This is a genomic window from Methylibium sp. T29, assembly GCF_000576205.1.
Classification (GTDB): domain Bacteria; phylum Pseudomonadota; class Gammaproteobacteria; order Burkholderiales; family Burkholderiaceae_C; genus Methylibium; species Methylibium petroleiphilum.
In genome coordinates, this window is the sequence record NZ_AZND01000005.1 from 41,774 (window position 1) to 66,978 (window position 25,205).

The window sequence follows — 25,205 nt, forward strand, 5'->3', positions numbered from 1 at the left end:
ATCACTCCCGGCGGCCGAGTCGGGCCAGGAAACGGCCGGCGTCCTTCGCGAAGGCCGGCGCCGAGCGCTGGAACTGCGCCAGCGCGTAGTCGAGGCTGACATCGCCGGCTGCCATGACATGGTCGTCGGCTCGCGCACACTGCTCGCCGCTGCAGGCGGCGTCTTGCCCGCCTGCGCGGGCGAGAACGAACGACGGCACGCGCTGGATCGCGTACCGATCGAATGCCCGTGGGTCAATCTGCACCGACACTGCCCGCGTGCCGATCAGTTGCTGGATGCGCGCCGCGGTGCGAGGCAGCGACCCCGCTGACAGTCCGCGCAGCAGCAACTGCGCGCGAGCACGTGCCGCCTGGTCCACCAGCCGCGCCAGCGCGCCCTCCGGCATGGACAGGCTGATGAAAACGATTAGGCGTGGCTCGTCGGCGCCTGGCAGTGCAGGTGTCCCCGTCGCGGTTGCGAATCCCCGGGCCAGCGCCTCCAGGTCCACTGGAGTCTGCGTGGCCGGTACGGGCAGGGCATCCACCCGTGGCATCACTTTGGCGGGAGGAAGGCCGACGAGGGCTTGCGCGCGCACCGCCGCGGCAGCGAACAAGAGCCCGGCCGCGGCCACGCGTGCGGCGAGGCGAAGGAATTCAGTAGCCCACACAGCAGTTCCTCTTGCGGAACAACATGAAGGCGAAGTCCTCGCCGCGCACCGGGTACTCCTTGCCGGCGCCCCAGACGATGGTGCTGCGGCCGAAGGGCTGGCAGCAGCGCCCGCGGTCCTTGGCGGTGTTCGCCACCGGGTAGGTCAGCTGGGTCTTGTAGGCGGTCTTGTCCATCGCCGGCAGGAAGTAGGGGCCGCAGAGCCCGGCCCTGCCATGCCAGCCCCAGGCCAGCAGTTCGCGGTGCATCTTGGCGGTCAGGCGCTGGGCGATCAGCGCCGCCGTGCGCACGCCGCCCAGGTGGTAGGGCACGTGGCCGTCGAGCGGGTAGAGGCCGCCCTGGCAGCCCGCACACCAGAACAACTCGGGCATGCCGAATCCGGCCGTCGCTGCGACGCAGTCCGCCGCGCACGCCGCCACCGCCACCGGATTAGCGAACAGCACTGCCTCGGGGTTGAGGATGAGTGTCAGTTCATCGTCGTTCCACAGCGGATCGACTTCGGTGAGGTAGGCAAGGTCGAACGAACCACGTTCCAGGCATGGAAAATCCGTCACGACCTCGAGCCAGTACAGCACCGGGTTCATGTAGAAGTGCGCTTGGTAGAAGCTGCCGCCGTCACCGTCGCCCTCGGGCCGCGTGAAGCGCGCGGCAGTCGGCGCATCGATGCCGGGGTCCAGATCGACGCCACCGAGCGACGCCAGGCAGAAGGGCTTGCGCACTGCCTCGACATGGCGTGCCGGCTCCCAGAAGCCGATCGACAGGCCCACGGTCGGGTTCACGCCGCAACTGCAGACGGGGCTGGACGGATTGGCGATGTCTTCCTGCCCGTCGAGATTCGCCAGCGTGGTACCGCCCAGCGTGATCGGCAGGATGCAGCTCCAGCAGATGTCGGTGATGGGGTTCGGGAACCGACCGGTGCAGGTCAGGCTGTCGCCGGCCAGCGCGGCGCCGGTCGCGAGCGTGGTGGCCATTGCCGCGGCCCAGGCGCGCAGGATTCGGCCGAGGTTCATGGCAGCACCAGTTCGTCGATGCGCAGGCGCAGTCCGTCCTGCGAGACCAGGGCCGGCACCTGGCGGATGCCGAAGCGGCGCGTGAGGGTGCCGGACTGGTCGTAGTACACGGGCACGCGCCAGGCCTTCATCAGGTCGAGGTAGGAGCCTCCCGTCAGGATCGGCTTGATGCGGCCCGCGTAGCGACCGCTCAGCTCGCGGGCGTGTTTCACCTGCCGCGGGTCGCGAGCGTCGAAGAACAGCAGATGCCGCGAAAGCGACACGACCTCGAGCGGGTTCTTGCGTGTGCCCGCGGCGAACATCAGGCGGCCCTGCGGATCGGTTATGTTGCGGTCGAGCGTGAAGCTCGGGTCGACGTAGAAGGTGCGCGGGCGCTCGGTCGTCCGCAGGCCCTCGACCGCCAGCGGCTGGCGCACGGTCTCGATACCGCGGCTCCGCGCCGCTTCCGCGAGCCGCTGCAGCTCGCCGCTGCGCTCCTTCTCGCGCAGCCGCTGCTCGATGAAGGCCAGCAGATGCGGCTCGGCAATCTCGTAGGTCGGCCCGAGGGTGCCGAGGTCGACTGCGCCGGCCTTGCCGCACACGGCCAGCAAGGCCGCGACCAACAACGGCGTGGCAGCCCCGCTCATCGCGCACCCCGCGTGCAGTCGATCTGGGAGGCGAGGCTGGCGAGCGCTGCGGCGTCGCGCAGATGGCTCGCCCGGATCATGCCCATCAGCACCGGGTTGCCGTCTCCCACCGCCATCGCCACGCGCAGCTCCGCGGTCGTCAACGAACGGCCGCAGCGCTGCAACCAGGCCTGCCGGTACGCACGGGCACCGTCGTGGGCGGCCGGCGCAATGCGCGCCAGCAGCGCCAGGTAGTCCTCGATGGGCATCTCGCCTGTGCCGGGAGCACCCGGCTGCGCGGGTGAGGTCTGCGCGCGTACAGAACTGAGTCCAGCTGCTGCGAGAGCGAATAGGGCCAACAGGGTGGCGGCAAGGTGTCGAGCGTGTTGCATCGCCGTGCCTCGTCAGAACAGCGGGATAACGGTGCCGAGCACCTGATCCGCGCGCACGAGGCCGCTGGCCCGGTAGCGCGAGTCGAAGGAGTCGGGGCTGGTGCCCTGCACGTAGTAGTGGCCGGCGGGAATCACGGCGGCCAGGATCGGCTCGAGTGCCTGCCGGTCGTGGGTGTGGGTCTTGGCCTGACCGACGATCTCGCCGTTGATAGCGACAGCGCGTCCTTCGACCGTGATCCGGTCCCCGGGCAGGCCGCGCACGATCTTGAAGAAGGGCTGGCCGCGCAGACCCGGATACCGCGCCTGCGCTTCGCCGTCGAAGGCGAACACCACGTAGTCGCCGCGCTTGAGCGCATTCGGCCCGTACTGCAGCAGCGCCACCCGGCAGGGAAGGCTCGGTGTCCAGTTGAAGAGCACCGGCAGGCGCGGCGTGGGGTCGATGAACAGCCGCGTGTAGGCGAAACCCCAGATCGCGAAGACCGGCAGGTACAGGTACCAGCGCTGGCGCAGGTGCGCGCCGAAGTGGCGTGCGCTTGCGCGGAGGCGATCGCTGCGGCGGGTCATGGGGTCTCCACCTTGCGACGCAGATGCGCCGTCAGATCCACGGTCCGCGGTGCGGGCGCCGCGACGGCGGTCTTCAGGACCACAAGGCAGCCGCAGTCGCGCGGCAGTTCCTCGAGCGCCAGCGGCAGGCGCTGCGCAAAGCTGCGCGCCATGCGCATTGCCTGCTCGCGCTCGCCCTCGCTTGCGGCGCGCGTGAGGATCAGCGTGAACTCGGCTTCCTTCTGCCGGTAGACCTCGGCGATGTCGACCACGCCGATCAGCTGCGCCGGTCGGACCACGACGCGGTCGTAAGCGGCCAGCGTGCCGAGCACGATCGCGCAGGCCATGCCCGCGTTCAGCAGGAGCGACTTGAGGCCGGGGCTCACGACACATGCCCCCGGCGCCGCAGCAGTTCCGCGATCGCCTCGTCGATCGACAGGCCCTGTGCGCGCAGTTCGTCGATCGGTGCGTTGTCCTCGAGCTTGTTCGAGAACAGAAGATGGGTCGCCGGATCGAGGATGTTGCGCGCCACGCCTTCGCCAACCGGGGACGAGATGTAGACCTCCGAGAACACACCGGGCTCGGTCCGCAGCGAATTGAGCAGCCGCTTCTTCGGCTCGTCCATCGACAGCCGGCCCTGGCGGTCCAGCATCTCGATCGACTCCGGTTTCTGGCGCAGCAGGAACACCCAGTCCGAGCAGTTGAAGGCTGCTTCCATCTGTGCCGAGCCGTAGTAGTCGTCGGCGCTCTGCGTCGCGGTGCCAAGCGAGCCGCCGTACTTGCGGGCGCGCCGCGCGGCCTCCTCGACGACGGCGGCCTTGACCGGATCGTCGGCGCCGATGTCGCCCAACTGCTGCTTCAGCTCGTCGATGAAGAGCACCTTGCGCCGGTTGCGCGTCAGGTACATCTCGCCGGTGATCTGGTGCAGCAGCAGGATGTTGACCACCGCATGCAGGTCGGGCCGGCGCTTGAGTTCCTCGTTTTCGATGACGACGAAGTCGTTCTCGAAGTCGATGCTGTTGTGGCCCTCGAAAAAACGCTCGTATTGGCCGCCCCGCGCGTAGGGGTTCAGCATGATCGCCAGGTCCTTGATGCGCGGGTCTTCGCGCACGTCCAGTTCCTCGATCGTGCCGGCCTTGAAGGCGTCGCGCAGTGCGGTGACGGTCAGATCGTTGCCGTGCGCGCGGAAGAGCTTGAGCACCATCGCCGAGATGGCCTTGTACTGGACCTCGTCCAGCGGCCGCGACATCGAGGCCATCTTCGAGATGGCCGGCACCAGCATGTCGATGTCTTCGTTGATGTCGACGATGTGGGTGAAGGGGTTCAGGCAGATGGCGACATCGGGCTTGAACTCGATGTAGGTGCCCTTGGCCTTGCGGCACAGCTTCTCGAACGAGCGGCCCAGGTCCAGCATCCAGACCTTGGCGTCGATGGCGCGGTAGGACCAGGCCATCTCGTTCATCAGCACCGACTTGCCCGAGCCCGGCGCGCCGATGATCGCGAAGTTGTAGTTGCCGAGGTCGTTGTCGAAGATGTCCAGCGTCATCAACTGTCCGCGCCGGCCGCCGAAGACCAGCGCCGGGGTGCGCGTGCCGCGCCACTCGGCGATCAGCGGCGCGAGGTGAATGGCATTGGCCATCGTCTTGCGCGACACGCGGCGCATCTTGGCCAGGTCTCGGTGGAAGCGCTCGGAGAGCGTCATCGGCAAGCTGGCCAGCAGCGCCTGCCGGTGCATGTAGACATCGGCGTTGAGCTGGAATCCACGGCCGCGCCAGATCGCGTTGGCGGTTTCCTGCGCGGCGACCGACTTGCCGGGTGGCGAGAAGATCGCCAGCTGGTGGTACAGGCTCACCAGGTTGCTGCCGACGTCGATTGCGTTGGCCGCAGCGGTCCAGTCCTGCAGCTTCTTGCCCACGTCGGGCATCACCTCGGCCATCTTGCTGCGTGCGTTCTGCGTCGCGCGCACATGGTTGGCTGTGACCACCGACTTGGTGACGTTCGGGTCGAGCACGTGCACGCCCATCGTGAGCAGGAAGGGTGCGCTGTACTGCAGCGCCGGCTGCATCAGGTCGCCGATCAGTGAGCCCATCTGCCAGAGCGCGAAGCGTTCGGGGAAGGACTTGATCGAGTAGAAGCGCGCTTCGAGCCGGTGCTCGCCGCCTTCCTTCCACAAGGTCAGGCCACCGGGCTGCGGATCCTGGATGGTGTCGAAGTCGACGATCTGGTCGCGGATCTCGCGGCCGTCGTCGTAGTGCAGGTTCGGTGCATCCGCCTGCGAGATGCGGTCCGGATTGGTGAACAGCGCGCACCAGTTGATCAGGTCGGCGGCGTCGCAGACGCGGTTCGGCAACGAGGCCGAGCGCAGCGTCGAAGCCATCGACTCGCGCAGCGCCACCAGTTCGTCGCGGCGGTTCAGCTGGTCGGCATCGCCAGGCAATGCCACGCTCATCATCAGCCGGAAGTCGCGGATCGTGTAGTGGAAGCCCGACGTCAGCGAACGCTGGGCGCCGCCGAGCAGATGGCCGACACGCTGGCGCGCCAGACGGTGGAAGAGGTTGTCGTTGCGTGCGGGCCGGCCCCAGTGCTTGGCCTTCTCGGCCTGGTCGGTGTCCTCGACGCGCAGGTTCGCGTAGCGGCACAGTTGCTCGCGGATGTGCGGCGAGGCGAAAAGGTGGAACTGAACCCCGGTGCCTGGCGGGCAGGTCGCGTAGAGCGACACCAGTACCTCGGCCATGCGCTCGTCGGCGCCGGACTGCGGCATCAGCTCCAGCAGGAAGCCCAGCCCGTCGCGGTTGACGAACAGCTTCTCGTCGGCCAGGTAGGCCGAGTAGGGCAGCCAGGCGGCGAACTGTTCGGCGGGCGAGTCGGCTTCGGCGCCGAACGGCAGCCAGTCGGTGAGGCCGGCGCGTTCGACATGGGGGAGGCGGGCGTTCATCGCGGGCTCAGTCGGGGCTGTCGCCAGTGGTGGGTGCGGCGGGCCGCGCGGGCAGGCCTTGGATCAATTGCTCAAGGCTTGGCGGACGCTGCACACCCGCGGCGGGGCCGCGTGGCGCGGCGTCGGCGGCCCCCCGTCCGGCGGCGCACGCACGGGTGCGTAGGCTTCGCGGATCGCTCGCTGGGCGTGGTCGACGAGCCAACGGCCGCCATCGACCTGCACGTACACATAGCCCTGGTCGTAGAGATCGCGGTCGACGTCCTCCCAGGGCTTGAACCACAGCCGCAGGATGCGCGGTGCGGAGCGCAACGGGAGCACCTGCGCGGCGTCCGCCGATGCGTGACGCACGGCAGGCGCGCTTGCCGCTGAAGACGGTGGTGCCGATACCGGCGCTGTAGTCGGCGTCGCGCGAGTGCGTTGCGCCGGCAGGTTGTTCGCCACTGCGTTGGCATAGGTCCCGGACACGGACTGGCAGGTCACGCCGTCCGGGGCCTTGCAGGCGTAGCTGGAGTTGCCGCTCAGGCCGGACAGGCTCATGCAGCCCGCGAGCGACACCACGCCGCCGAGCAGGGCCACCAGGCGACTCGTGTGCTGGGCAATCATGGCCTGGCCTCTGCCGAGGTGCGCGCCAGACGGCCCTCGATCACCGGCCGGGTGACGAAGCCTTCGGTGCGCGTGCCGTCGGCCCAGAAGAGGGTCGGCGTTCCGTTGACTCCCAACTGGCGGGCGAGTGCGAGGTTGCGGTCGACCGGGTGCTCGCAGGAGGACGCCGATGCCGCAGTCGGCGCAATGCCGTCGTGCATCGCCTGCCGCCATGCCTGTGCACGGTCGGGCGCGCACCAGATCGCGACGGGTCGCGCCATGCCCTGGAAGGGCAGCAGGAAGGTGTGGATCGTGACGTCGTCGAGGCCATCGAGTTCGGGCTCGAGCCGACGGCAGAAGCTGCAACCGGGGTCGCTGAAGACTGCGAGCTGGCGGCGGCCGTTGCCGCGCACCGTCGTAATCGCATCCGCGACGGGCAGCGAGTCGAAGGCGATGGTCGCCGTGGAAGTGGCCTCGGCCGTCACCGGTTCGGCGCGCGCAGCGGTGAGCAGGCGCGGCCCGGTCAGGTCGGTCATCGTGCGCGTGTCGAAGAGGCGACCGAAGATGAAGTAGCGCGGGTCGCGTGCGGCGACGAAGGCCACGTTGCCGTTCATCCAGACTTCGTAGACGCCGGGCACGGGTGAACGAGCGACCTCGGTGAAGCGCGTGCCGGGGTGGGCCTTGCGCAGTGCACCGAGCAGTCGGGCTTCGTCGGTGGTCGGTCCGGCCGCCACCGCCAAGGCCAGCGGCGACAGCAGCGCAATGCACAGCGTGGCGAGTGCCGCGGGCCGTATCAGCGGCCTGCGGCGGGGCGGGTCAGTAGGAGCCATCGTCGTCGGCCTCCGGGCTGCGGGTGGTTGAAGGCGGGTTCGCTCCGGCACGCTGCTCGGAGCCCGACGGCGGCAGCTCGATGCGCACGCCCTTGGTGATGACGACGTCAATCTCGCGGCCGGCATCGACCTCGATCACCGGAAAGGTGTTCTCGGCGAGCTTGATGTAGTACTGCGCCAGCCGGTCGAGCGCGCGCCCGACGCCGGTGCCCAGGCCGGCGCGGTAGGCGTCGGCGCCCGAGGCGGTGGCGATCGTGCCCAGCGCCGAGGTGCTGTAGCTGGTAGACGAGGTGGCCAGGCCCTGGCCGATGCCGCTGACCACACCGGCCAGCAGCGCGTTGGCCAGCATCTGCCCCTGCTTGGTGACCAGGCGGCCACGCATGCCGACCTTGCCGTCTTCGCCGTACACGCTGCCCTGGATCCGGACCTCCAGCGCCGCGCCGTCGGCACGCACGCAGGAAAGGTTCTCGGTGCGCAGGTAGGCGCGTTCGGAACTGATGTCGCCGTAGCCCGCAGCGATCACGAAGCAGTCGCGGTATTCGCCGCGGAAGCGGTTCGGCAGCACCGAGTTGTCCGAAAGCCGGATCAGCACGGGGTGCGGATTGGATTGCGATTGGCCTCCGGTGGGCGCGTCCAGGCCGCCGAGCAGCGTGCCGCGCGTGAAGCTCACCGGCAGGAAGGTCGACAGCGTTCGGGAGTCAGCAGTCGCGGGCGCAGGAGCGCTGGGGGCAGCGCGGTCGGCCACCGCAATGCGCATCAGGGCCGGCGCGGCCGGTGTCTGAAGCGGCAACGCCGAGGAGAGGGGTGCCGGCGGGACGCCGGGCGGCATTGCCGGTACCGCTGCAGCCGGCGCGCGTGGCGCAGGTGGCGGCGGAGGGAGGGCCGAAGGCGGCGGCAGCGACGGTGCCGCAGCAGCCGGACTCGGAACTGGCGCCGGCACGGGCGCCTGCACCGCCTGCGTCGTCGCAGTGAGCCGCTGCTCGAGTTCCGCGAAGCGCTGCATCGTGCGCGCCTCGAAGGCCTGGCGGTCCTTGTTCAGCCGGCCCTGCTCTTCGCGCTCGCTCTCGTACTGTGCGAGCTTGCTGCCGGCGGTACCGACCCACTGATCCACCGGGTTGACCTGCTGGCCTGGTGGCATCACGCCGATGTTGGTGACCGGCCCGGGCGTGGCGCCACGGTCCTTGGCCGCCTGGCCCGAAGGTGCGCTTTCGGCGAAGGCAAAGACGAGCCACAAAAGGCCGACGCCGCCCAGCAGGATCGCGCCGAGCATGGCGTACTGACGCTGCCGGGGCGTCAGGCGCTCGACAAGCGAGCGCATCGGGGCGGGCAGGTTCATCGTTCGCCTCCGCGGCGGATGACGTAAACGCTGGTGCTCTCGCCAGGGCGCAGCTGGTGGTGCTCGACCGCGACGCCCAGCACCTGGCCGCCCGCCTTGCTGTCGGGGCGGTCGAACTCTTGTTCCGCGAGCACCATCACGGTGGCGCTGATGTTCTGCAGCAGGTACTTCTCGCCGCTCAGGCCGCGGCCTTCGTAGCGGCGCATCAGCGCGAAGCGCGCCTCGGCCCACAGTTGCACCGGCTGGTTGAGTTCGTCCACGCGCACGTCCGGTGGCACGCGATCCGACGCCATCGCCACCAGCAGCGCCTTCATGGCGCGCACGTGGTGCGCCGACGTACTCGACGGGCCGGACGCGGAGCGGCCGTCGGCCGCGGCGGGAGGGGCGCTGCGGTCGCGGATCAGGATGGTGTCTGCCGGCGTGTCGGCCCGGCGCAGGATCAGCGTGTAGGTGGCGTGCGCCGACGAGATGAACAGGTTCACCGGTTTGCCCGCGGCGGCGCTGCCATCGCCGGCGGGGGCGACCGGCCGCACGTAGATCTCACCCTTGTCGCGGTCGCACTCGACGACGACCTCGCCGGCGGGGTTGCCCGCCGGTGAGAGTGGCGCCACCGGCGAGCCGGGTGAGCCGGGCGCGCCAGCGGCCATGCCGCCGCAAGCGCTCGAGTGGATGTTGCCGAAGACATCGGTGATCGGCGCACCCTCGATGCGGATGCGCGTCGGCTCCTTGACCGAGAGGATTGCTTCCACCGCAACGCCGTCGCGCGCGTCGACGATCTGCAACGCGTGGCTTGCCGGCGTGCAGAACAGCGCGATCAGCGCAGCCGCGACGTGTCTCCGCGTGCCTACGAGGCTACGAGGCCGCATGGGGAAGCTCCTTGAAGGTCTTGAGATGCACGCGGCCGCCGGCGTAGCTGAACTCGACCAGGTAGGCCTTCAGGTCGTTCGCGGTCTCGACGCCGTTGACCAGCGTGCGCAGCCGGCCGCGCACCACCACCGACTGGCCTTCCTCGCTGGGCACCAGCTGCTGTGGTGCGAACGCGGTGCTGGCGTTGATGCGCTTGAGCCGCGCCGCCTCGAGCTCCTGCCGGGTCTTCAGGCCGCCGTGCTGCTCGGGCTCGACGTAACCCAGCAGGATGTCCTTCTTCCAGTCGATGGAAGCGGGTGTCACGTCGAGCACCAGCCAGGCGACGAAGCTGCCCATCTGTTCGAGGTACTCGCCGCTGGCCTTGTCGCGCGTCACCCAGAACGACTTGTTGATCGACGGCGGCACGACCACCGTGCGCACGGCGCCCAGCAGGGTCAGCACCACCGCCAGCGCCAGCACATGGCCGGCCGCCAGCAGGCCGACGGCCGCGCCGAGCGTGCGGTTGCGGCGGCGCAGTTCCTTGAGGTCGCCGCTGAGCCGTTCGAAGTCCATGGTGGGCGCGCTCCGGCTGTCAGCCGACCATGCGGCGGATGTGCGAAGGCGGCGTCGCGCGCATCGCGGTCAGCGGGCTGGTCGGCAGGTGCCAGTAGAGCCAGTGGATCGCGAAGGCCGGGTGCTTGTCGGCCTTGATGCGGGCGATCCAGCGCGAGGTGAACAGCCCGGCGGCGAAGCACAGCGCGAACGAGAGCTTCGAGCCCGACATGTAGCCCATGAACAGGCCCAGCAGGGCAGGCGCGGCGACGTCGATGTCCCAGAAGCCGATCTTCCACTGGTCGTCGAGGCGCCGCGGGATGTAGGTGTCGGCGTGCATGGAGCCTCCGGGCGGTGCGTGCAGCGGGGCCGCGGTGGCTCAGACAACCGCGCCCATGATCGCGCCGGCGATCACCAGGCCGACGGCGGCGAAGATCGCCAGGCCGACGTAGAACAGCACCGGCCCGAAGTTGCGCAGCGCCGCCAGCGAGATCAGCGCCACGACGAAGCCCACGAAGCCGACCAGCGCCTTGATGCCGGGGCCGAGGCTCGCGATGGCGGTGAGCGCGGAAGTCAGCGGGCCGGTGATGCCGGTGAAGGCGACCAGGTCCAGCGCATGGCCGGGGAAGGCGATGCCCAGGCCGAGTGCGATCAGGCACAGCAGGGTGGCAACGGTCCACGGTCGGCGTGCAGCGCGGCGGGTCAGCGGGGGAGCGGCAAGGGTGGTGGTGGTCATGGAAACCTCATCGGTTGGGCGTGGAAAGAGGAACGCGGGTTGGCGGATGACGTGGTGGCTTGGGCGTGCGAGCGCCGACCGGCGGTGCCCGGCAACTGGACCAGCGCCATGCGCGCCCGACTGCGCTGACGCAGCGCACCCTCGGGATCACAACGCGCCTCCGTCACGCTCGAAGATGACCTCTACACGCCGGTTGGCTGCGCGGCCCGACGCGCTGTCGTTGCCGGCGGCGTAGCAGCACGCACCCTGCGACTGCAAGCGCACTTCGGCGCCGGCCAGCACGCGTGAGTGGCGCGCCGTGAGGTAGCGCTGCACAGCCTCGGCGCGGGCCTGCGCCAGGAACTCGTTCGCTGCAGCGGGTCCGATGCTGTCGGTGCGGCCGGCGATCAGCACACGCCGGACCGGCAGCGGCTGCGCGGCCGCGAGGTCGAGTGCGTCGCGGCCGGCGGCGTAGAGGTCGGAGCGACCGAAGCCGAAGTGCACGACGACCTTCAGCGGTGGCGCGTCTTCGATCACCCCGGACGCCGAAGCTTGCGGCGACCTGTGCGAGACCGTCGGCGTCAGCGCGAATGCATCTTGCGCGAGGGGCGCGCGCGAAGGCGACGGTTCCACGGCGACGGGGGTCGAAGCAGGCGCAGGCAGCGACTTTGCGCTGGGCCGTGGGCAGTCTGGCGGCTGGCAGAGCGCGAAGCGGGCGTCGCCCCCAAAGCCGGACTGCGCGATGCGTGCTGCGCCCATGCCAGGCGCCGCAGGTGCCGGTGACACCGACGGATTGGGCCCAGCCAGTTCCATCGAGCCGCAGGCCACCAAGCCGAACGCAATCCACGCCAGCAGCGAGCGGGTGGAGGAGCGCTTCATGGCCAGACTCCTGTGGCGGCCGGCAGCTTGCGGAAGACCTGCCACGCGTAGCGCGACCGGGCTTCGACGCACCGTGCGCCCTTCAGCTGCGAGCACGCGGCGTTGTAGGCACCGACCCCATTCCATGTGGCGCCATGTCGCGAGAACGTGTCCGCGAGCAGCCAGGCGCCGACCTGGATGTTGGTGCAGGGGTCGAACAGGTGCACTTCGGCGATGCCGTGGCGGGCCAGCCGCGGAAGGTGCGAGCTGTTGATCTGCATGAGGCCGATGTCGTAAGAGCCGGTGCGCGCGACGTGAGACCGGTTGACCGCACGCGGATTGAGGTTCGACTCGACGCGGGCGATCGCATAGAGCAGTTCGGCGGCGACGCCGTAGCGCTGTGCCGCCTGTTCCCAGCAGGCCCTCGCCGGCAGGGCTACGAGCGCCACGAGCCCGAGCGCAGCCCACTGCACGACACGCGCCAAAGCCGACCGCGAGGCGGACGAGGCGCAAGTCAGCGGGGTGGGCAGAGTGGCGGACATCACAGCTCCGAAGGCAGGTCGGCACGCTCGCTGGCCAGCGGGCCGCGAGGCAAGGCTGGCGATGCCAGCGAGGGTCGGGTTCGGGTGGGCCGGCGTCGGGGCCGGCAGGGTGCTCAGCGGGTCGGCGCGCACGCGAGCGAGGGCCGCATCACCCGGGTCTTGGCAGTCGCCATCGGGACGAGCGATCGGCCATGTTCAGCCGGGCCTGGCGCAGCACGCGCGTGTCGGCGTCGTCGATCTGGCGGGCGAGGGCGACACAGGCGGTGGTCAGTTGGTCGAGCTGGAATTTGGGGTTTGGGTGCCGGTTGGCCGGCGAGCGCTGCACGGCCTGCAGCAGTTCGTACTGCGGACGCCACATCGACTCGCGGCGGCGCGGCGTGTTCGGCGCGCGCAACACGAGCTGGGTGCCGAGGAAGCCGAAGATGCGCCCGGGCGCGTCGTCCGCCTCGAAGACCAGCGACACGCAGGCGCTGATCAGGTCCGGGAAGCGGAAGGTGGGCGAGACGTTGTCGTCACTGCGCAGCAGGCCGTACAGCCACTCGTGCTTGTCGAGGAAGAGCCGCGTCTCGACGGTGTCTGCGTGCTCGCCGGTCGAACTGCCGTGGGTACCGGCATCGGGGGCGTTGTGCGAAGCGGAGATCATGGGCGCATCCCTGGGTCATCGACTGCGGGCGGTGCTCTTTGGAGCGGGTGACCGTAAGGTTAGGCAAGGTGCGGCGCCGCGGCCGGCGGGAATGCGGCCAATGAGAGGGGGGTTTCGAGGCCAGCGGCCACAGCATCCCCGGCGAGCGCAAGGCCGCCGGCTAAACTCCGGTCCGCTCCTGCATCCCCCATGTCCTCGCCCCCGCACCTCTACACGTTCGGCTACGAAGGCCTCGACATCGACGCCTTCGTCGCACGCCTACAGTCGGCCGGCATCAGGACCATCGTGGACGTGCGCGAGCTGCCGCTCTCCCGCAAGCGCGGCTTCTCGAAGACCGCCTTTGCGGCGGCGTTGGCCGAGGCCGACATCGCCTACCTGCACGCGCCGACGCTGGGCTGCCCGAAGGAGGTGCGTGACCAGTACAAGCGCGATGGTTCGTGGTCTCGCTACACGAGCGGGTTCATGAAGCACTTGGCGGCGCAGAAGGCCTCGGTCGGCGAGCTGGCGAAGATTGCCAGGGCGACCCGCAGCTGCCTGGTCTGCTTCGAGGCGGACTTCAACTTCTGCCATCGCACCTTCGTGGCGCGTGCCGCCCATGCGGCCGGTGCGCCTTCGGTCATGCACCTGAGCGCTAGAACAATGTGCTCTGACTCGGGTCTTCGGGCTGCGGCTTAGGTGGGTAGATCAGGCTCACCCCGAGCCACTGGTCGGGGAAGCGATGGATGGTGCCCATCAACAGCATCAGATCCTTGGAGAGCAGGTCGTGCTCCAACTTGTCCCGAAAGGCGCCTCCCAGTGCCTGCCATGCTGCCGCCGCGCGTTGCGGTACAGCGCGCAGGCCTCCCAATCGACGAGCTTGACCCGGACGGACTTCGTCGCGTCCGCCGGGCCGTACTCGCAGTGGTAGTAGAAGTCGAATGGGATCTTCTCGAGCAGGCGAACCTGTCGTTGATCCTCCTCGGCATCGAAGAGACTGTTCTGCTGCTGCATCTGCAGCAGCTTGGAGCGCTCGTCGGGGTCCAGTCGTCGTTCTTGGTCGCCTTGATCTCGAGCGACGTGATGCGAGCTGGCTTGAACAGTGCCAGCGTCGTTCCGGCGGCTTGCCGCGCCTGCTCCATCGCGTCGAAGTCGGTGAAGACGCGCTGCTGCGCCAGCAGCGCCATGCGGGCGGGCCAGCCGTGCTTGCCAGCCTTCATCGGCTCGGCGTCGCAGACGATCGTATCGACGAAGATGCGGTGGCTTTCGGGGCGGTGGTCGTCGCGTGACTTCTCCAGGCGCACGTCGATCCACTGCCACTTGCGGAACTGCTGTTCGTCGGCCACCAGCCTAAACGGCACCGGAAACAATCGCACGAGCTTGCCGCCCGCCGTCAGGCCGGCCACGCAGGAGGTTTCGGCGTACTTCGCACTCGGCGACGGGTAGGTCTTGCACAGGATCAGCACGCGCTCGACGAACGAGGCCATTCACCCACCCCGTTCGGCACAATGCGCCGTGCGGCCCAGCGCTTCGTACAACAGCGCCGACCCGAGCAGGACGTCCTTCAGTCCGTTCCTAGCGCGTTGCGCGCCCGCGCAAGCATGCACATCGTCGTTTGCGCCGCGAAGGCGTCGGCGATCGCGTTCGGCGGCGCGGGCTTGTTGGCTCATTGGGGAACAGCATAGCGGCCCGCGAGGGCGGGGCTACGCTGCTCGCCGATGGAAGCTGGCGAGTGCGCAGGCGGCGAGGGCGCTGATCACCAGTGGCGCACTCGGCAGCAGCATCGGATGGACCGTGGCCGGAACTACGCTGGCAACGACGGTGCCGCACGCGACGACGATGGCGGCACATATGGCTAGGGCGAACATTTCGGGATCGTGCTGCACGAACTCGCGCGACCTGACCGCGCGCACGACGTAGCCGTCCACGAGTGCGGCGATGGTGAACGCTGCGAGCCAGGGCAGCCACTCCACGATCATCGACAGGCGGAACAACGCGAGCAGGAGCAGCGCTTCGACCGCGCGGAAGTAGCTGTTGTCGAAGAGGCGGCGGTTGACCACCGCCATTTCGAGCGCCACGGCGGCGTCGAAGGGGGTGGCGGTGAAGGCATTGGTCGATTCCGGAGGGAGGGTAGGCTGCCGAGTCGCGTCCTGCGCCCCAAGCGCGCGTTCGAGCATCCGCGCTGCGGAGATCGAGCCCCACGTGTCTGCAGCCGCAGCGTGCTCCAGCCGCAATTGCGCCAGGAAGCGCTCGGGAGGATGCGCCGACGGCAGGAATAGCACCAGCGCCAGCACCGCCAGCAGAGAGGTGACGGCCACGAGGCGGATCAAGCCTCTCGCCCCTGTGTGCGAACTGCGGACTGGGCCGCTGGCGCGGGGTCGGGCTCGATGATCGGAAACCGCCCCTTGATGATCCGCCCGCCCGACACCGATGCGAAGTACTGCAGATTCGGCAGCTTGCCCAGCACGTCGGCCGGCACCATCTCCTCGAAGCTTTCGGTGAGTTGCGTCGAGTAGCTCGACGAGAAGTCGCCCAGGTGCGCGTCGGCGCCGCTGCTCAGGCCCACCCGCACTGTGTGAATGGCGGTCTTGCCGAAGGTTTCGACCACGAAGTCCTGCGTCGGCCGGTCCTTCGAGCGCAGCGCGATCAGGTTGTTGAGGTTGCCCAGCGCCATGCGCGCTGCGTCCTCGCTGCCCAGGCGCTTGGCTAGGTCGGCCAGCGTCTGCATCGCGCAGGTGGTGAAGATGCCGCCTTCCGCGCCCTTGTTGAGGATCTCGATCAACGGCTGGTTGATGACGTTCGAGACTTCGTCGACGAAGAGCGAGATGCGCCGGTAGCCGCCGAGGTTGTAGCGCATGCCCGCACGCGCGGCCAGGTCGGCGAGGGCCAGCGCGCCGATGGCCGTGGCCACCGATGGGTCGGGCAGCGAGTCCAGGCACATGTACAGCACGTGGCCGGCGCGCTCGATCTTCTCGAAGTTCATGATCGGGCGCGTGTCGTCGGCGTCGAACGGGTCCGGCGACAGGCTCGGGCCGAGGTCGCCCGAGGTGAGCATGGAAAGCACGGGCAGCAGGTTGGCGGTGATCTTCTGGTAGTGCTCGCGGTTGTGTCGGAAGGTGCGCACCTGCGCATCCAGCACCTTGTTGCGTTGCGACTGCGCGACGTGGTGCTCGTAGTAGGCGACGAAGGCCAGCAGGTCGGCGCTGGCCGCTTCGGAAGGACGCTTGAGGTTGCCTCGGTGGGCATCGTGCAGCAGCTTCTTCATCTCGGGCAGCTCGCGCCAGTTGGCGCCAAGGGTGCGCTCGTAGTGGCGTCGCAGCGTGCCCTCGAGCACCGGCTCGATGCCGCCCTCGATGTACTTGGTCAGCTTCACCAGGTTCGGCCGCTCCTCGAGCTCGATCAGCCCCTGCACGACGACGTTGACCGCGTCCCAGCCGAAGGCCGAGAAAGCGCCGGCCGTGTCGGGCGGCATGATCGACTGGATGCGCGAGGCGATCTCGGTTGGCTTCTGCCAGTTGAAGGTGAAGTCCAGCCGCACGCCGGTCTCGGGGAAGGCGGGGTGGAACTCCAGGAAGGTGTCGGGCGCACGCCAGTCTTCGCAGGCGCGCTGCGTCACGCGCTTCAGGCGTCGGCTGTTCTTCGGGTCGATGACGATGACCACGTCGCCGCGCCGCACCGCCTGCGTGATGAGGTTGGCCAGCGCCACGCCCTTGCCCGACTGCGTGGTGCCAACAAGCAGCGTGCCGCCCTCGAAGTTCTGCAGCGGCCGGTGCAGCGGCACTTCTTTGGGTTCGACGCCATGGATGTAGGGCAGGCCGATCTCGGCGTCGGGCTGCGGATGGTTGTCGTAGCCCAGCCAGGCCAGCAGGCGAGGTGAGACAGTGAACTGCCGGTAGTCCACCTTCGCCAGCTCGTACAGACGCTGGGCGTGGACCGGCCGCCAGTCAAAGCCGAAGCCGAGGAACACTTGGTCGGGCTGTTGGCACCAGCGGGCCAGCTCGGCGGTGGTGATGGTCTGAACGCCGCGCCCGCCGAGCGAGGCGCGCAGCACCAGTGTGCGCAGGGCTTGAGCACCGCGGAAGACGCCCCAGACGAAGCAGCAGAGCGCCAGCGGCAGCGCCAGGCGGCGTGGCAGATGCCCGAGGATGCCGACCGTTGCGAAGAATGCTGTTGCCAGCAGCCAGGTTGCCGCCGCGTAGGCCTCGTAGGCCGGGCGCCATGGCATTTCGTACTGGCGGACCAGCATGCTCAGGCCCGCGGCGATTCCGGGATCGCAAAAGTGGCGAGGTCGAGGCCGGCGACGAAGCGCGGATCGAGGATCAAGCCCACGGTGGTGACGCCGCCGAAGTCCCTCGATGTAGTCGGTGGCCGATTGGCATCGGCGTGGACCAGCATGCGCAGATCGCCCAACGCGCGCATCGCGAGTGCAGGCTGCAGGCCGCGGCGTTCCAGTTCAGCGAGCGGCACGAAGATGCCGGTCGCCACCGTGTACGCGGCCGAGGTGCGCGCGTCGCTGTTCAGCGTGGCCACGATGGAGCCAAGCGCGTCGCGCACGGCGGGGTTCAAGCGCATGGGGGCCTTCAGCACGATTGGGGTCATCGCGGCTGCTTCGACTGCGGGCGGGACTGTCGAAGGGACGTTCGCCGAAGGGTCTGCCTCGGCGGCATCGAGCAGCGACATCTGGCCCGGCGGCAATGGGGGCGGCGCTGGCCCTGCCGTGGCGGCCATCGGTCTCGTGGGCTCGAGATTCGTCGCCAGTGTGCCGGCGTGGGGGTGCGGGCTGCCCTCCGGGCCGGACCAGAGGATTGCCGGAGAGGTCAGCTTGATGGCGTCCAACGGGCCCTTGGCGCCGGGCGGCTGGATCAGCCACGTGTTGTGAGAACTGTCGCGGGGCTCCGCCACGCCCGCAGCGAGTAGCAGATCGAGGACGGTATCGGCTGATTTCGGTATGCCGGGCAACTGATCCGCCTCTAGCAAGGCCTGTGCATCGGCAGCGCATTGCGGCCAGAGCAGGAACAGACCGTCGCTGCCGTACCAGACGCGCGACTTGTCGCGGTTCGGCACCCAGGCCGACTCGGCCGAAGCCAGACGACGCAGCGCATCCACCAGATAGCGTTCGAGGTGCGAGCCGAACTGCGGCGAGCCGTAGCGGTCGGCGCTGGCCTTGAGGTTTCGGTCAATGACCAGGGCGAGCGAGCGGCGGACCAGGCTATCGAGCACATTGGGCTCGCGATACACCGGCAGGCCGCCGACGCTGGCAAGCAGGTGCGGAACGATGACCGTGTTGCCGGCGCTGAGGTTCTGCAGCACGGCGGGCTGCACGACGTGAGGCACCGCGAACAGCCCAAGGCTACGGGCCTCCGGCGCTTGAGTGCGCCAGCGCACGAAGTAGCGCTCGATTCGGCTCTCGGCAAGCCAGGTGGCCAGGGGCATGAGGTAGGAGGGCCATTCGTTGCCGTCGGCATCGACGACAATCAATGACGCCAAGGCCCGGTGCAGTTCACAGCACAAGCCACCGATGAAGGTAGCGTGCCGCCAACGCGGCTCGAGCTGACGGCGCGTGCTAATGGTCGATTGGCCGGAGAAGATGTGCGCGTCCGTGCCCTGCAGGGCATAGAAGGCCACCTCAAGCCCCAGTTGCAGTAGGCCGCCGGGCTGGCGGAAGTAGTTGTCGGGTGTGGCAGGGAGCAGGTGAACGTAGCCCGCGTAGGCTTCGATCAGTGCCAATGCGTCGCGCGCGAACGTCTCTCGGTCGACGCCGAAGCACAGGCGGATGCGGGCGAGCAGGTTGTCGTGCTCGGCGAGAATGGAGCCCACGGCCGCACACACGAACCCCGGATCCGCCGGCGCGTACGGGTGTCCGGATGAGTCGGTGCGCGACGACGTAGGCAGGGCATGCATGCTCCGACTTTCAAGTCGTGCGGCAGAGCGACGCGACCGTGAATTGCCGGCAAGATCGGGTTGTTTCGCCGTCGCCCCGATACTTGACCTGGGATCAGGGTGTCAGGTCGCATGCGATGCAGCGATGACCGCAGCGACGCCACCGCAGTGATCAGTGAAGAAGCAAAAGGGGGGACGAACAAGAATGAAGGTCGTACGACTGAAGATCACGAACTTTCGGAGCATTAAGAGCGCCGAACTGCACTTCGACGGGCACGCCCTGATCGTCGGCCCAAACAACGTTGGCAAGAGCACGATTTGCGAAGCACTTGACCTGGTGCTGGGGCCGGATCGCATATCGAAGTTCCCGCCAGTCGAGGAGTTCGACTTCCACAACGCGCACTACCTGACTCCGGCGGCAGTTGAGGGCGAAGAGCCGACGCCCGTGCCGATCAAGATCGAGGTCGTCCTTACCGACATCAATCCGGAGGTCGAAAACCGATGTGGCCAGCACCTTGAGTTCTGGCACACGGCTGAGAGGCGGACCCTCAACGAAGGCGAAGCCGACGCCGCAAACCCTCCCTTGGTGGTGAGTTGCCTGCGGCTTGAGACCGAGGCCGTCTACAACGCGGAAGAGGACGAGTTCGAGGCGAAGACCTGCTATTCGCGCAGCCCGAACGCTGAACCAGGCGAGTTGGACAAGGTCAGCAAGGAAGTTAAACGCCTTTTCGGTTTCCTGTACTTGCGTGCGGTTCGGACAGGCTCCCGCGCCTTGAGCCTGGAGCGAGGCTCGCTGCTCGATGTCATCCTGCGGCTCAGAGGCTCACGTGCAGGCCTTTGGGAGAAGGCCATTGAGCGCCTACGCGATCTGGACATCGAGAAGGATGCTACGCACCTGCAGCCTGTCCTGAAGTCGATCGAAGCGCGCCTCGGACGCTACATCGCGTCCGACGTGGACGGCAGAACCACGAAGCTGCACGTGTCTCAGCTAACGCGCGAGCACCTGCGCAAGACCATGGCGTTCTTCCTTGCCATGTCCAAAGATCAGACGCCGGTGCCATTCCAGCAGGTTGGCACTGGAACGCTGAATGTCCTGGTTCTCGCCCTCTTGTCATTCATCGCCGAGTTGAAGCCGGCGTCAGTCATCTTCGCCATGGAGGAGCCCGAGATCGCGGTGCCGCCTCATACGCAGCGCCGGATCGCGGACTACCTGCTCCAAAATACGACGCAGGCATTCGCGACCTCGCACTCGCCGTACGTCATCGAGCGTTTCGAGCCGGAGCAAACCCTGCTCTTGTCACGCGGGCCCGACTCCAGCGTCACTGCCAAGAAGGTGTCTGATGCAGGCGGCCTCAAAGGTAACGACTTCAAGCGGTTTGCGCGGCGTGGTTTGACGGAATGCATGCTCGGCAAGGGAGCCATCGTCGTCGAAGGCCTGACAGAGTTTCACGCTTTGCCGGTTGCTGCCAGGAAGCTGGAAGAGAGCGACGCCTCTTTCCAGCCGCTCGACATCGCTGGCGCCGCGTTCTTCGACGCGGAGAGCGAGGGGGCAATGCCGAAGTTCGGCACCTTCTTCAAGGCGCTCGGCCTCAAGACGTTCTCGTTCTACGACTCGATGCCTCGCCCACCGGAAAAAAAGAAGCTGTTCACCGAGGCGTTCGACGTGGATTGCGAGCATGTGCACGCAGGCTTCGAGGCGCTGATCGTGAGCGAGATGTCGCTCGATCGTCTGTGGGCTTTCCTTGACGATCTTCGGACGACTGGCGACAACGGCAACTTCACGATCCCCGCTGTGCGCCCGTCCGATCCGGACCTGAAGAAGTTGGCTCGGTCAGCACTGGACGGTAGCAAGGGCGCCGGCTGGGCTGCCAGGCTCTTCGAAGGCAGCACAGTGGCCGAACTGCCGCCAACGGTCACCGGCTTTTTGAAGCAGGTGTTTGCAGCCTTCCCGAAGCCGGCCGACATCCCAGTGGAGGTCGCGGTCGCGGCGGCGCCAGCTAAGCCAGCCTTGCCCGTGGCCGGCGGCGCTGCGGCGCCACCCGCTCCTGCGGCTTGACCGAAGACGCCTCCATGGAGGTCTGTGATCTTCGCCAGCAACTCCTTGATTGCAAGGGCCACGCTCTCGTCATTGGTGGACCAGGAAGCGGCAAGACGACGATTGCCCTGAAGAAGGCAGTTGTGCGCATCAGCGATGGTCTTTCGCCCGGTCAATCTGTCCTCTTCCTGAGCTTCTCCAGGGCAGCCGTCGCTCGCGTGGGCGAGGCCACGCGGTTGGAAGTGCCGAAGGCGCAGCGCAGCATGCTGAGCATGCAGACCTTTCACTCCTTCTTCTGGACGTTGCTGTCCGCACACGCCTATCTGCTCGGTGCTCCGAAGTCGTTGCGCATCCTGTTGCCGCAGGATGAGCAAGCCAAGTACGGGACGATCAAAGCGAAGGACCGCAAGGAAGACAACCCGGATTGGCAAGCGTGGCTGCAGGAGCGCGAACGGCTGTTTCGGGAGGACGGACTGATCGCCTTTGACCTGTTCCCGTCCAACGCGGCGCAACTGCTCGAACGCAGCGCGCATGTCCGCCGCCTCGTCACTCAGCGCCACCCGGTGATCATCGTGGACGAGGCGCAGGACACCAACGAACATGCGTGGCGCTGCATCGAATTGCTGGCACCTGCAGCACAGGTGATCTGTCTGGCCGATCTTGAGCAGCAGATCTTCGACCATCTTCCCGGCATTGGTCCGGAGCGGATCGTCGCCATCAGGAAGTCGCTGAGCCCTTTGGAGATCGACCTCGGCGCGCAGAATCACCGCAGCGGTGGTACTGAGATCGCCACGTTCGGCCAGGACATCTTGCTTGGCAAGGTTCGCGGCTCACCATATCTCGGCGTCTCTGCGTTCGCCTATAACCCAAAGCTGCGGACCCTGTCCGCCATCATGCGCATGTCCATCGGCATGCTCCAGCGGGCCATCCGGAAGTCGACCGGGAAGTACGGTAGGAACGTCGCGATCCTCACGCACTCTGGCGCGTCTGCGGCCAAGATTTCGGCGGCGCTGAACGCCGAACCGAAACCGGTCCGGCACAAGCTGTCGTTCGATGAGGCAGAAGCCATGTTGACGGCCCGCTTCGCGGCGTTCCTCCTTGAGCCCAAGCGAGAGGTCGATCGGATGCCTGACCTCGCAACAGCCCTTGATCTACTCGCGACGGCAAAGCGGGCCAATGGTCTGGCAGCCGCAAAGCAGTGGCAAGTTTGGGCGTTGGCGGTTCGGGCCGGTAAGGCACCGAAAGCGAAGTTCGTTCAGGCAGTATTGGGCGTTATGGATGGGCTGCGGGCTGAGGGTTTTGCAGGCGATCCGGCAAAGGACTGGACTCGCGTCAAGATCGCACTGCGCGCGACTGGCGACGAGCACTTGACGGAGGCGGCGAAGAGCCTGGATTACCTGGTCGCCTTCAATCGTGGCAAGCGGATCAGCGGAGGACTTGGAGCCGTCTGGACGCGTGATGGTCAGTACACGGGCGCACGGCAGGTGCTCGACCTAGCGCTCGCCCAAGACCAGATTCTTGGTGGCGTCGACGATCCGCCCGGTGTACAAGTGATGACGATCCACAAATCGAAGGGCAAGCAGTTCGACGGCGTCATCGTCGTCAGGGAAGGCCGGCACGACGGCGAGCAGATGGTGTCGTCGTTCGTGTGGTGGGGCGATGAGCCCCCGTATCACAGAAGCCGCAAGATACTCCGTGTAGCCATCACTCGCGCCAAGGCGCACACGCTGATGCTTGGTCCGATTTGGCCAGGCTGTCCGATCATTGGCCAGCACACGCTATAGAGTGGCGCGTCGGGCCACAGTGCTTTGGGACGCGCGTCAATGCGGTTTCACTGATCTGATACCTCAGCGCCATCGGCTTCTATCGCCCATTCAACAGGCGGTGCAGGCCGAGGTCCAGCTGAGAGAGGTCCGGTAGTGGCCGCACCGGAAACGACGCCTGCACCCGCTGGTCCGTGCCATAGCGCTGCACCAGCTTGCAGAACGGGCACTCGTCATTTGACCGCGGCGCCGAGCCGTAGGCCGCCAGGTACTCGCTGTGGCAGGTGGGGCAGGCAACCAGCGAGAAGCTCTGCACGCTGGTCAGCCACAGCCCGTCGGTGTGCGCGACAAGGTCGAAGGCGCGGTCGAAGCTGATGCGCTGCGGCGGTTCGCAGACGCTGCCGTAGTGGCGGTAGGCGGCGACGAGCGCTTCGGCCGCGGCGAAGCCACCGTCGCGCAGGCGCCGATACAGCGACACGACGATGGAGGCCTCCGCGCGGTAGAGCAGGTTTGCGCCGTGGTACCACTCGGGGGAGTCGGGCGGCCGGCCGCGCGGCACGTTCTCGCGGTCGGGGAACAGCAGGCGCAGCAGCTCACGCGGCGGCAGGCCAGTGAGGTGGCCGATCGTGCGCACGCGCGCGCCCAGCGCCGCGCAGTCCTTGGCCAGTTGCAGCGCTCGCAGTTGCCGGTCGACCCGCAACGGGGGACGGGGCTCGCCCATGGCGTGTGCCAAAGGCGGCGGTCAGGCGGCGAGGTGCTGGGTGGCGTGCACCGCGGCGAGCGGCCGGGCCAGCGGCAGCGGCGCTTCGAGGAGCGCCAGCAGGTCGCGGCGCGCCGGGAAGAGGGTGGCGTCGCCGACGTTGGCGACGATGGCCATGATCTGCTGCACGCCCAGGCCGGCGATGCGGTCAGCCTGCGCGGCGTCGAGCGCGTACTTGCAGCAGGTGGCGGGGCGATCCTGCAAGACCCCGTCGCGGATGGTGAGCAGCAAGGTCAGGTTGGTGAGCTGGACATCGGAGAGCTGCGCCTGGTTCATGGTGCTTTCCTCGGGTGGGCCCTGGCCGGGCACGGTGGATGGGTGGGATTGGGATGTGTCGGGTGGCGGTCGGGTGTCGATCGGTGTGCGCCACAGCATAGGGTTCGGCAGTGAGATTGCGACGGCATGCGGCCCCGTCGGGACCGCATTGCCATGTACAACCGCCCGGACTCCCGGGCGAATCCGTGCAGCCCGGACCCGCGATGGGTCCGGGTCGCTGCGGCACATGCCGCGCTCAGGCGGCTTCGGCGAGGCTCTTCCACTCGTTCTGCGGCAGCTCGATGAGGCGGCCGCCCAGGGCCTCGAACTCGGTCGCACGGTCGTAGTCGTCGACCTCCTGCGAGTAGTGCGTCACCGCGTTGACCAGGCCGTAGCCGGTCAGGTCGGCGTCGGCGATCAGGTGCCGCAGCACGCCGGCACGCTCCTGCTCGTTGAGGGCGTAGCGGTTGGCCAGCACCTCAACGGTCTTCACAGGGTCACCGGTCAGCGGGATGCGCAGCGTCTTCTGCAGCTTCTGCGCGGCCTGCAAGAAGGTCGCCTCGGACACCGCCGCCTCGACCACGTCGCGCACCTTCAGGAAGAAGGCCTTGTCGTCCGCCTGCAGCGTGTCGTCCTTGAACACCGTGATGGTGTCAGCGACGTTGCCGATGCTGCGGCCGACGTGGGTCTTGTGCAGCGAGAAGTCGGGAACGATCAGCCCGTTGAGGCAGCGCAGCCGATAGATCAACGGCTGCACCGAAAGCGTGCCGTGGCCGACCTCGGAGTTGCTCACCACCACGCCGGCCTGCACGACATCGCCGAGCGACATCTCGTGCTTCAGCTGCGGTGTCACCACCTTCAGGTACATGCGCGTCTCGGTCAGTTCGACCGATTCGAAGCGCACCTCGGGCAGGCGCTGCAGGATCGGCAGCACGCTTTCGGCGAGGTCGTAGTTGTCGAGCCGGCGGTAGCGGTCCGACAGCACGGCACGGACGTTGCCGTCCAGCGTGCGCAGCATGCGGCGGTCATCGTCGCTCTGCAGCCAGGTGTTGACGTTGCGGTCCAGCAGCACGGGCTGCTCGCTGCGCATGCGTTCGAAGTACGCATACGGGATCTTCAGTTTGTCCGCGAGTTGGCGGCGCGCCAGCGGCGTCACGCCGTAGTGCGCCGGGCCACCGGTTTCTTCGACGACGAGGCGCGTCTGGCCCGTGTCGTCGGTGTCGTGGCGCATCAGCGCCGACGGGACCACCAGGTCCTTCTTCGAGTTCAGCTGGCGTTCGAGTTCCTGCGCCAGGCTCACGAGGGTGCGTCCGTTCTTCATCACAAACTCCGATCGGAAGTGCGGGGCGCCGTGCCCCCTCGGGGCACGGCCCCGCGGGGTGGGTGATGGATTCGGCACGGGGCCGGATCCTCTCGATGGCGCGGGTTCATCCGCGCCGACTGCATGCAGTTCAAGGTCTGCCTTCGCCCTGCGTCATCGACACAAGGTCCGGTGTGGCAGC

The 25,205-nt window shown here is 67.8% G+C and carries 27 protein-coding genes; 4 read left to right on the forward strand and 23 right to left on the reverse strand.

From position 1 onward, the window contains the following. Nucleotide 1: 1 nt before the first annotated feature. The 17 genes from trbC to x551_RS01910 form a co-directional block, all read right to left on the reverse strand. Nucleotides 2-646: a type-F conjugative transfer system pilin assembly protein TrbC gene (gene trbC, locus x551_RS23965; protein WP_036229215.1), complete on the reverse strand. Its 645-nt coding sequence runs from the start codon at nt 644-646 to the stop codon at nt 2-4. Continuing rightward, nucleotides 633-1,655, reverse strand: coding sequence for a TraU family protein (locus x551_RS01835; protein WP_036247370.1), 1,023 nt, complete (start codon nt 1,653-1,655; stop codon nt 633-635). The genes trbC and x551_RS01835 overlap by 14 nt, the downstream gene beginning before the upstream one ends. Beyond that, nucleotides 1,652-2,281 (reverse strand): type-F conjugative transfer system protein TraW, encoded by a 630-nt coding sequence (gene traW, locus x551_RS01840; protein WP_036229218.1) that lies wholly within the window; start codon nt 2,279-2,281, stop codon nt 1,652-1,654. The genes x551_RS01835 and traW overlap by 4 nt, the downstream gene beginning before the upstream one ends. Beyond that, entirely contained in the window at nt 2,278-2,529 is a 252-nt protein-coding gene (locus x551_RS01845; protein ID WP_231497471.1) for a hypothetical protein, read from the reverse strand. Before x551_RS01845 ends, traW begins: the two co-directional genes overlap by 4 nt. Nucleotides 2,530-2,664: 135 nt before the next feature. Then, nucleotides 2,665-3,216: a conjugative transfer signal peptidase TraF gene (gene traF, locus x551_RS01850; protein ID WP_051495493.1), complete on the reverse strand. Its 552-nt coding sequence runs from the start codon at nt 3,214-3,216 to the stop codon at nt 2,665-2,667. Continuing rightward, nucleotides 3,213-3,581, reverse strand: coding sequence for a hypothetical protein (locus x551_RS01855; protein WP_231497472.1), 369 nt, complete (start codon nt 3,579-3,581; stop codon nt 3,213-3,215). Before x551_RS01855 ends, traF begins: the two co-directional genes overlap by 4 nt. Further along, on the reverse strand, nt 3,578-6,130 hold the full coding sequence (traC, locus tag x551_RS01860; RefSeq protein ID WP_036229224.1) for a type IV secretion system protein TraC: 2,553 nt from the start codon (nt 6,128-6,130) through the stop codon (nt 3,578-3,580). Before traC ends, x551_RS01855 begins: the two co-directional genes overlap by 4 nt. A gap of 63 nt (nt 6,131-6,193) precedes the next feature. After that, complete coding sequence (locus tag x551_RS01865; protein WP_152543371.1) at nt 6,194-6,733, reverse strand: TraV family lipoprotein; 540 nt, start codon at nt 6,731-6,733, stop codon at nt 6,194-6,196. Beyond that, a complete protein-coding gene (locus x551_RS01870; RefSeq protein ID WP_036229227.1) occupies nt 6,730-7,542 on the reverse strand; it encodes a DsbC family protein in 813 nt (270 codons plus the stop codon). The genes x551_RS01865 and x551_RS01870 overlap by 4 nt, the downstream gene beginning before the upstream one ends. Further along, the gene (locus x551_RS01875) at nt 7,529-8,878 is read right to left on the reverse strand and encodes a TraB/VirB10 family protein (RefSeq protein WP_036229229.1); all 1,350 of its coding nucleotides are present in this window, start codon (nt 8,876-8,878) and stop codon (nt 7,529-7,531) included. Before x551_RS01875 ends, x551_RS01870 begins: the two co-directional genes overlap by 14 nt. Next, nucleotides 8,875-9,744 (reverse strand): type-F conjugative transfer system secretin TraK, encoded by an 870-nt coding sequence (locus tag x551_RS01880; protein WP_081771176.1) that lies wholly within the window; start codon nt 9,742-9,744, stop codon nt 8,875-8,877. The genes x551_RS01875 and x551_RS01880 overlap by 4 nt, the downstream gene beginning before the upstream one ends. Beyond that, nucleotides 9,731-10,297, reverse strand: coding sequence for a type IV conjugative transfer system protein TraE (gene traE / locus x551_RS01885; RefSeq protein ID WP_036229231.1), 567 nt, complete (start codon nt 10,295-10,297; stop codon nt 9,731-9,733). Before traE ends, x551_RS01880 begins: the two co-directional genes overlap by 14 nt. Nucleotides 10,298-10,316: 19 nt before the next feature. Next, the gene (gene traL / locus x551_RS01890; RefSeq protein WP_036229233.1) at nt 10,317-10,616 is read right to left on the reverse strand and encodes a type IV conjugative transfer system protein TraL; all 300 of its coding nucleotides are present in this window, start codon (nt 10,614-10,616) and stop codon (nt 10,317-10,319) included. 39 nt (nt 10,617-10,655) lie between these two features. Beyond that, nucleotides 10,656-11,012 (reverse strand): hypothetical protein, encoded by a 357-nt coding sequence (locus tag x551_RS01895; protein WP_036229235.1) that lies wholly within the window; start codon nt 11,010-11,012, stop codon nt 10,656-10,658. A gap of 147 nt (nt 11,013-11,159) precedes the next feature. Beyond that, nucleotides 11,160-11,870, reverse strand: a complete 711-nt coding sequence (locus tag x551_RS01900; protein ID WP_051495495.1) for an OmpA family protein — start codon at nt 11,868-11,870, stop codon at nt 11,160-11,162. Continuing rightward, nucleotides 11,867-12,391 carry a lytic transglycosylase domain-containing protein gene (locus x551_RS01905; protein ID WP_173402790.1) on the reverse strand — a complete coding sequence of 175 codons (525 nt, stop codon included), beginning with the start codon at nt 12,389-12,391 and terminating at the stop codon, nt 11,867-11,869. Before x551_RS01905 ends, x551_RS01900 begins: the two co-directional genes overlap by 4 nt. A 148-nt stretch (nt 12,392-12,539) precedes the next feature. Then, a complete protein-coding gene (locus tag x551_RS01910; RefSeq protein WP_036229236.1) occupies nt 12,540-13,034 on the reverse strand; it encodes a hypothetical protein in 495 nt (164 codons plus the stop codon). A gap of 189 nt (nt 13,035-13,223) precedes the next feature. Here x551_RS01910 and x551_RS01915 point away from each other — a divergent pair, with 189 nt between their 5' ends. Then, nucleotides 13,224-13,709, forward strand: coding sequence for a DUF488 domain-containing protein (locus tag x551_RS01915; RefSeq protein ID WP_036229238.1), 486 nt, complete (start codon nt 13,224-13,226; stop codon nt 13,707-13,709). 129 nt (nt 13,710-13,838) lie between these two features. Further along, a complete protein-coding gene (locus x551_RS25710; protein WP_161727936.1) occupies nt 13,839-14,456 on the forward strand; it encodes a hypothetical protein in 618 nt (205 codons plus the stop codon). Between the two features lie 257 nt (nt 14,457-14,713). On the opposite strand, the gene x551_RS01930 is transcribed toward x551_RS25710, so the two are convergent. Genes x551_RS01930 through mobH form a run of 3 tightly spaced genes read right to left on the reverse strand, consistent with a single transcriptional unit; the run spans nt 14,714 to nt 18,911 of the window. Continuing rightward, the gene (locus x551_RS01930; RefSeq protein WP_036229240.1) at nt 14,714-15,340 is read right to left on the reverse strand and encodes a DUF4400 domain-containing protein; all 627 of its coding nucleotides are present in this window, start codon (nt 15,338-15,340) and stop codon (nt 14,714-14,716) included. After that, nucleotides 15,337-17,256, reverse strand: coding sequence for a conjugative transfer system coupling protein TraD (gene traD / locus x551_RS01935; RefSeq protein WP_036229242.1), 1,920 nt, complete (start codon nt 17,254-17,256; stop codon nt 15,337-15,339). The genes x551_RS01930 and traD overlap by 4 nt, the downstream gene beginning before the upstream one ends. Nucleotides 17,257-17,258: 2 nt before the next feature. Further along, nucleotides 17,259-18,911: a MobH family relaxase gene (mobH, locus tag x551_RS01940; RefSeq protein ID WP_051495496.1), complete on the reverse strand. Its 1,653-nt coding sequence runs from the start codon at nt 18,909-18,911 to the stop codon at nt 17,259-17,261. A 184-nt stretch (nt 18,912-19,095) separates the two neighbouring features. On the opposite strand from mobH, the gene x551_RS01945 reads away from it, so the two are divergent. Both x551_RS01945 and x551_RS01950 read left to right on the forward strand, forming a co-directional pair. Further along, nucleotides 19,096-20,946 carry an AAA family ATPase gene (locus tag x551_RS01945; protein ID WP_036247375.1) on the forward strand — a complete coding sequence of 617 codons (1,851 nt, stop codon included), beginning with the start codon at nt 19,096-19,098 and terminating at the stop codon, nt 20,944-20,946. Then, nucleotides 20,943-22,709 (forward strand): ATP-dependent helicase, encoded by a 1,767-nt coding sequence (locus x551_RS01950; RefSeq protein WP_231497475.1) that lies wholly within the window; start codon nt 20,943-20,945, stop codon nt 22,707-22,709. Before x551_RS01945 ends, x551_RS01950 begins: the two co-directional genes overlap by 4 nt. Nucleotides 22,710-22,788: 79 nt before the next feature. Here x551_RS01950 and x551_RS01955 read toward each other — a convergent pair whose 3' ends face one another. The 3 genes from x551_RS01955 to x551_RS01965 form a co-directional block, all read right to left on the reverse strand. Continuing rightward, nucleotides 22,789-23,409 carry a FlhC family transcriptional regulator gene (locus tag x551_RS01955; RefSeq protein ID WP_081771177.1) on the reverse strand — a complete coding sequence of 207 codons (621 nt, stop codon included), beginning with the start codon at nt 23,407-23,409 and terminating at the stop codon, nt 22,789-22,791. A gap of 21 nt (nt 23,410-23,430) precedes the next feature. Continuing rightward, complete coding sequence (locus x551_RS01960; RefSeq protein ID WP_036229245.1) at nt 23,431-23,724, reverse strand: hypothetical protein; 294 nt, start codon at nt 23,722-23,724, stop codon at nt 23,431-23,433. 235 nt (nt 23,725-23,959) lie between these two features. Beyond that, nucleotides 23,960-25,024 (reverse strand): DUF932 domain-containing protein, encoded by a 1,065-nt coding sequence (locus x551_RS01965; protein ID WP_036229247.1) that lies wholly within the window; start codon nt 25,022-25,024, stop codon nt 23,960-23,962. Between the last annotated feature and the right edge of the window lie 181 nt (nt 25,025-25,205).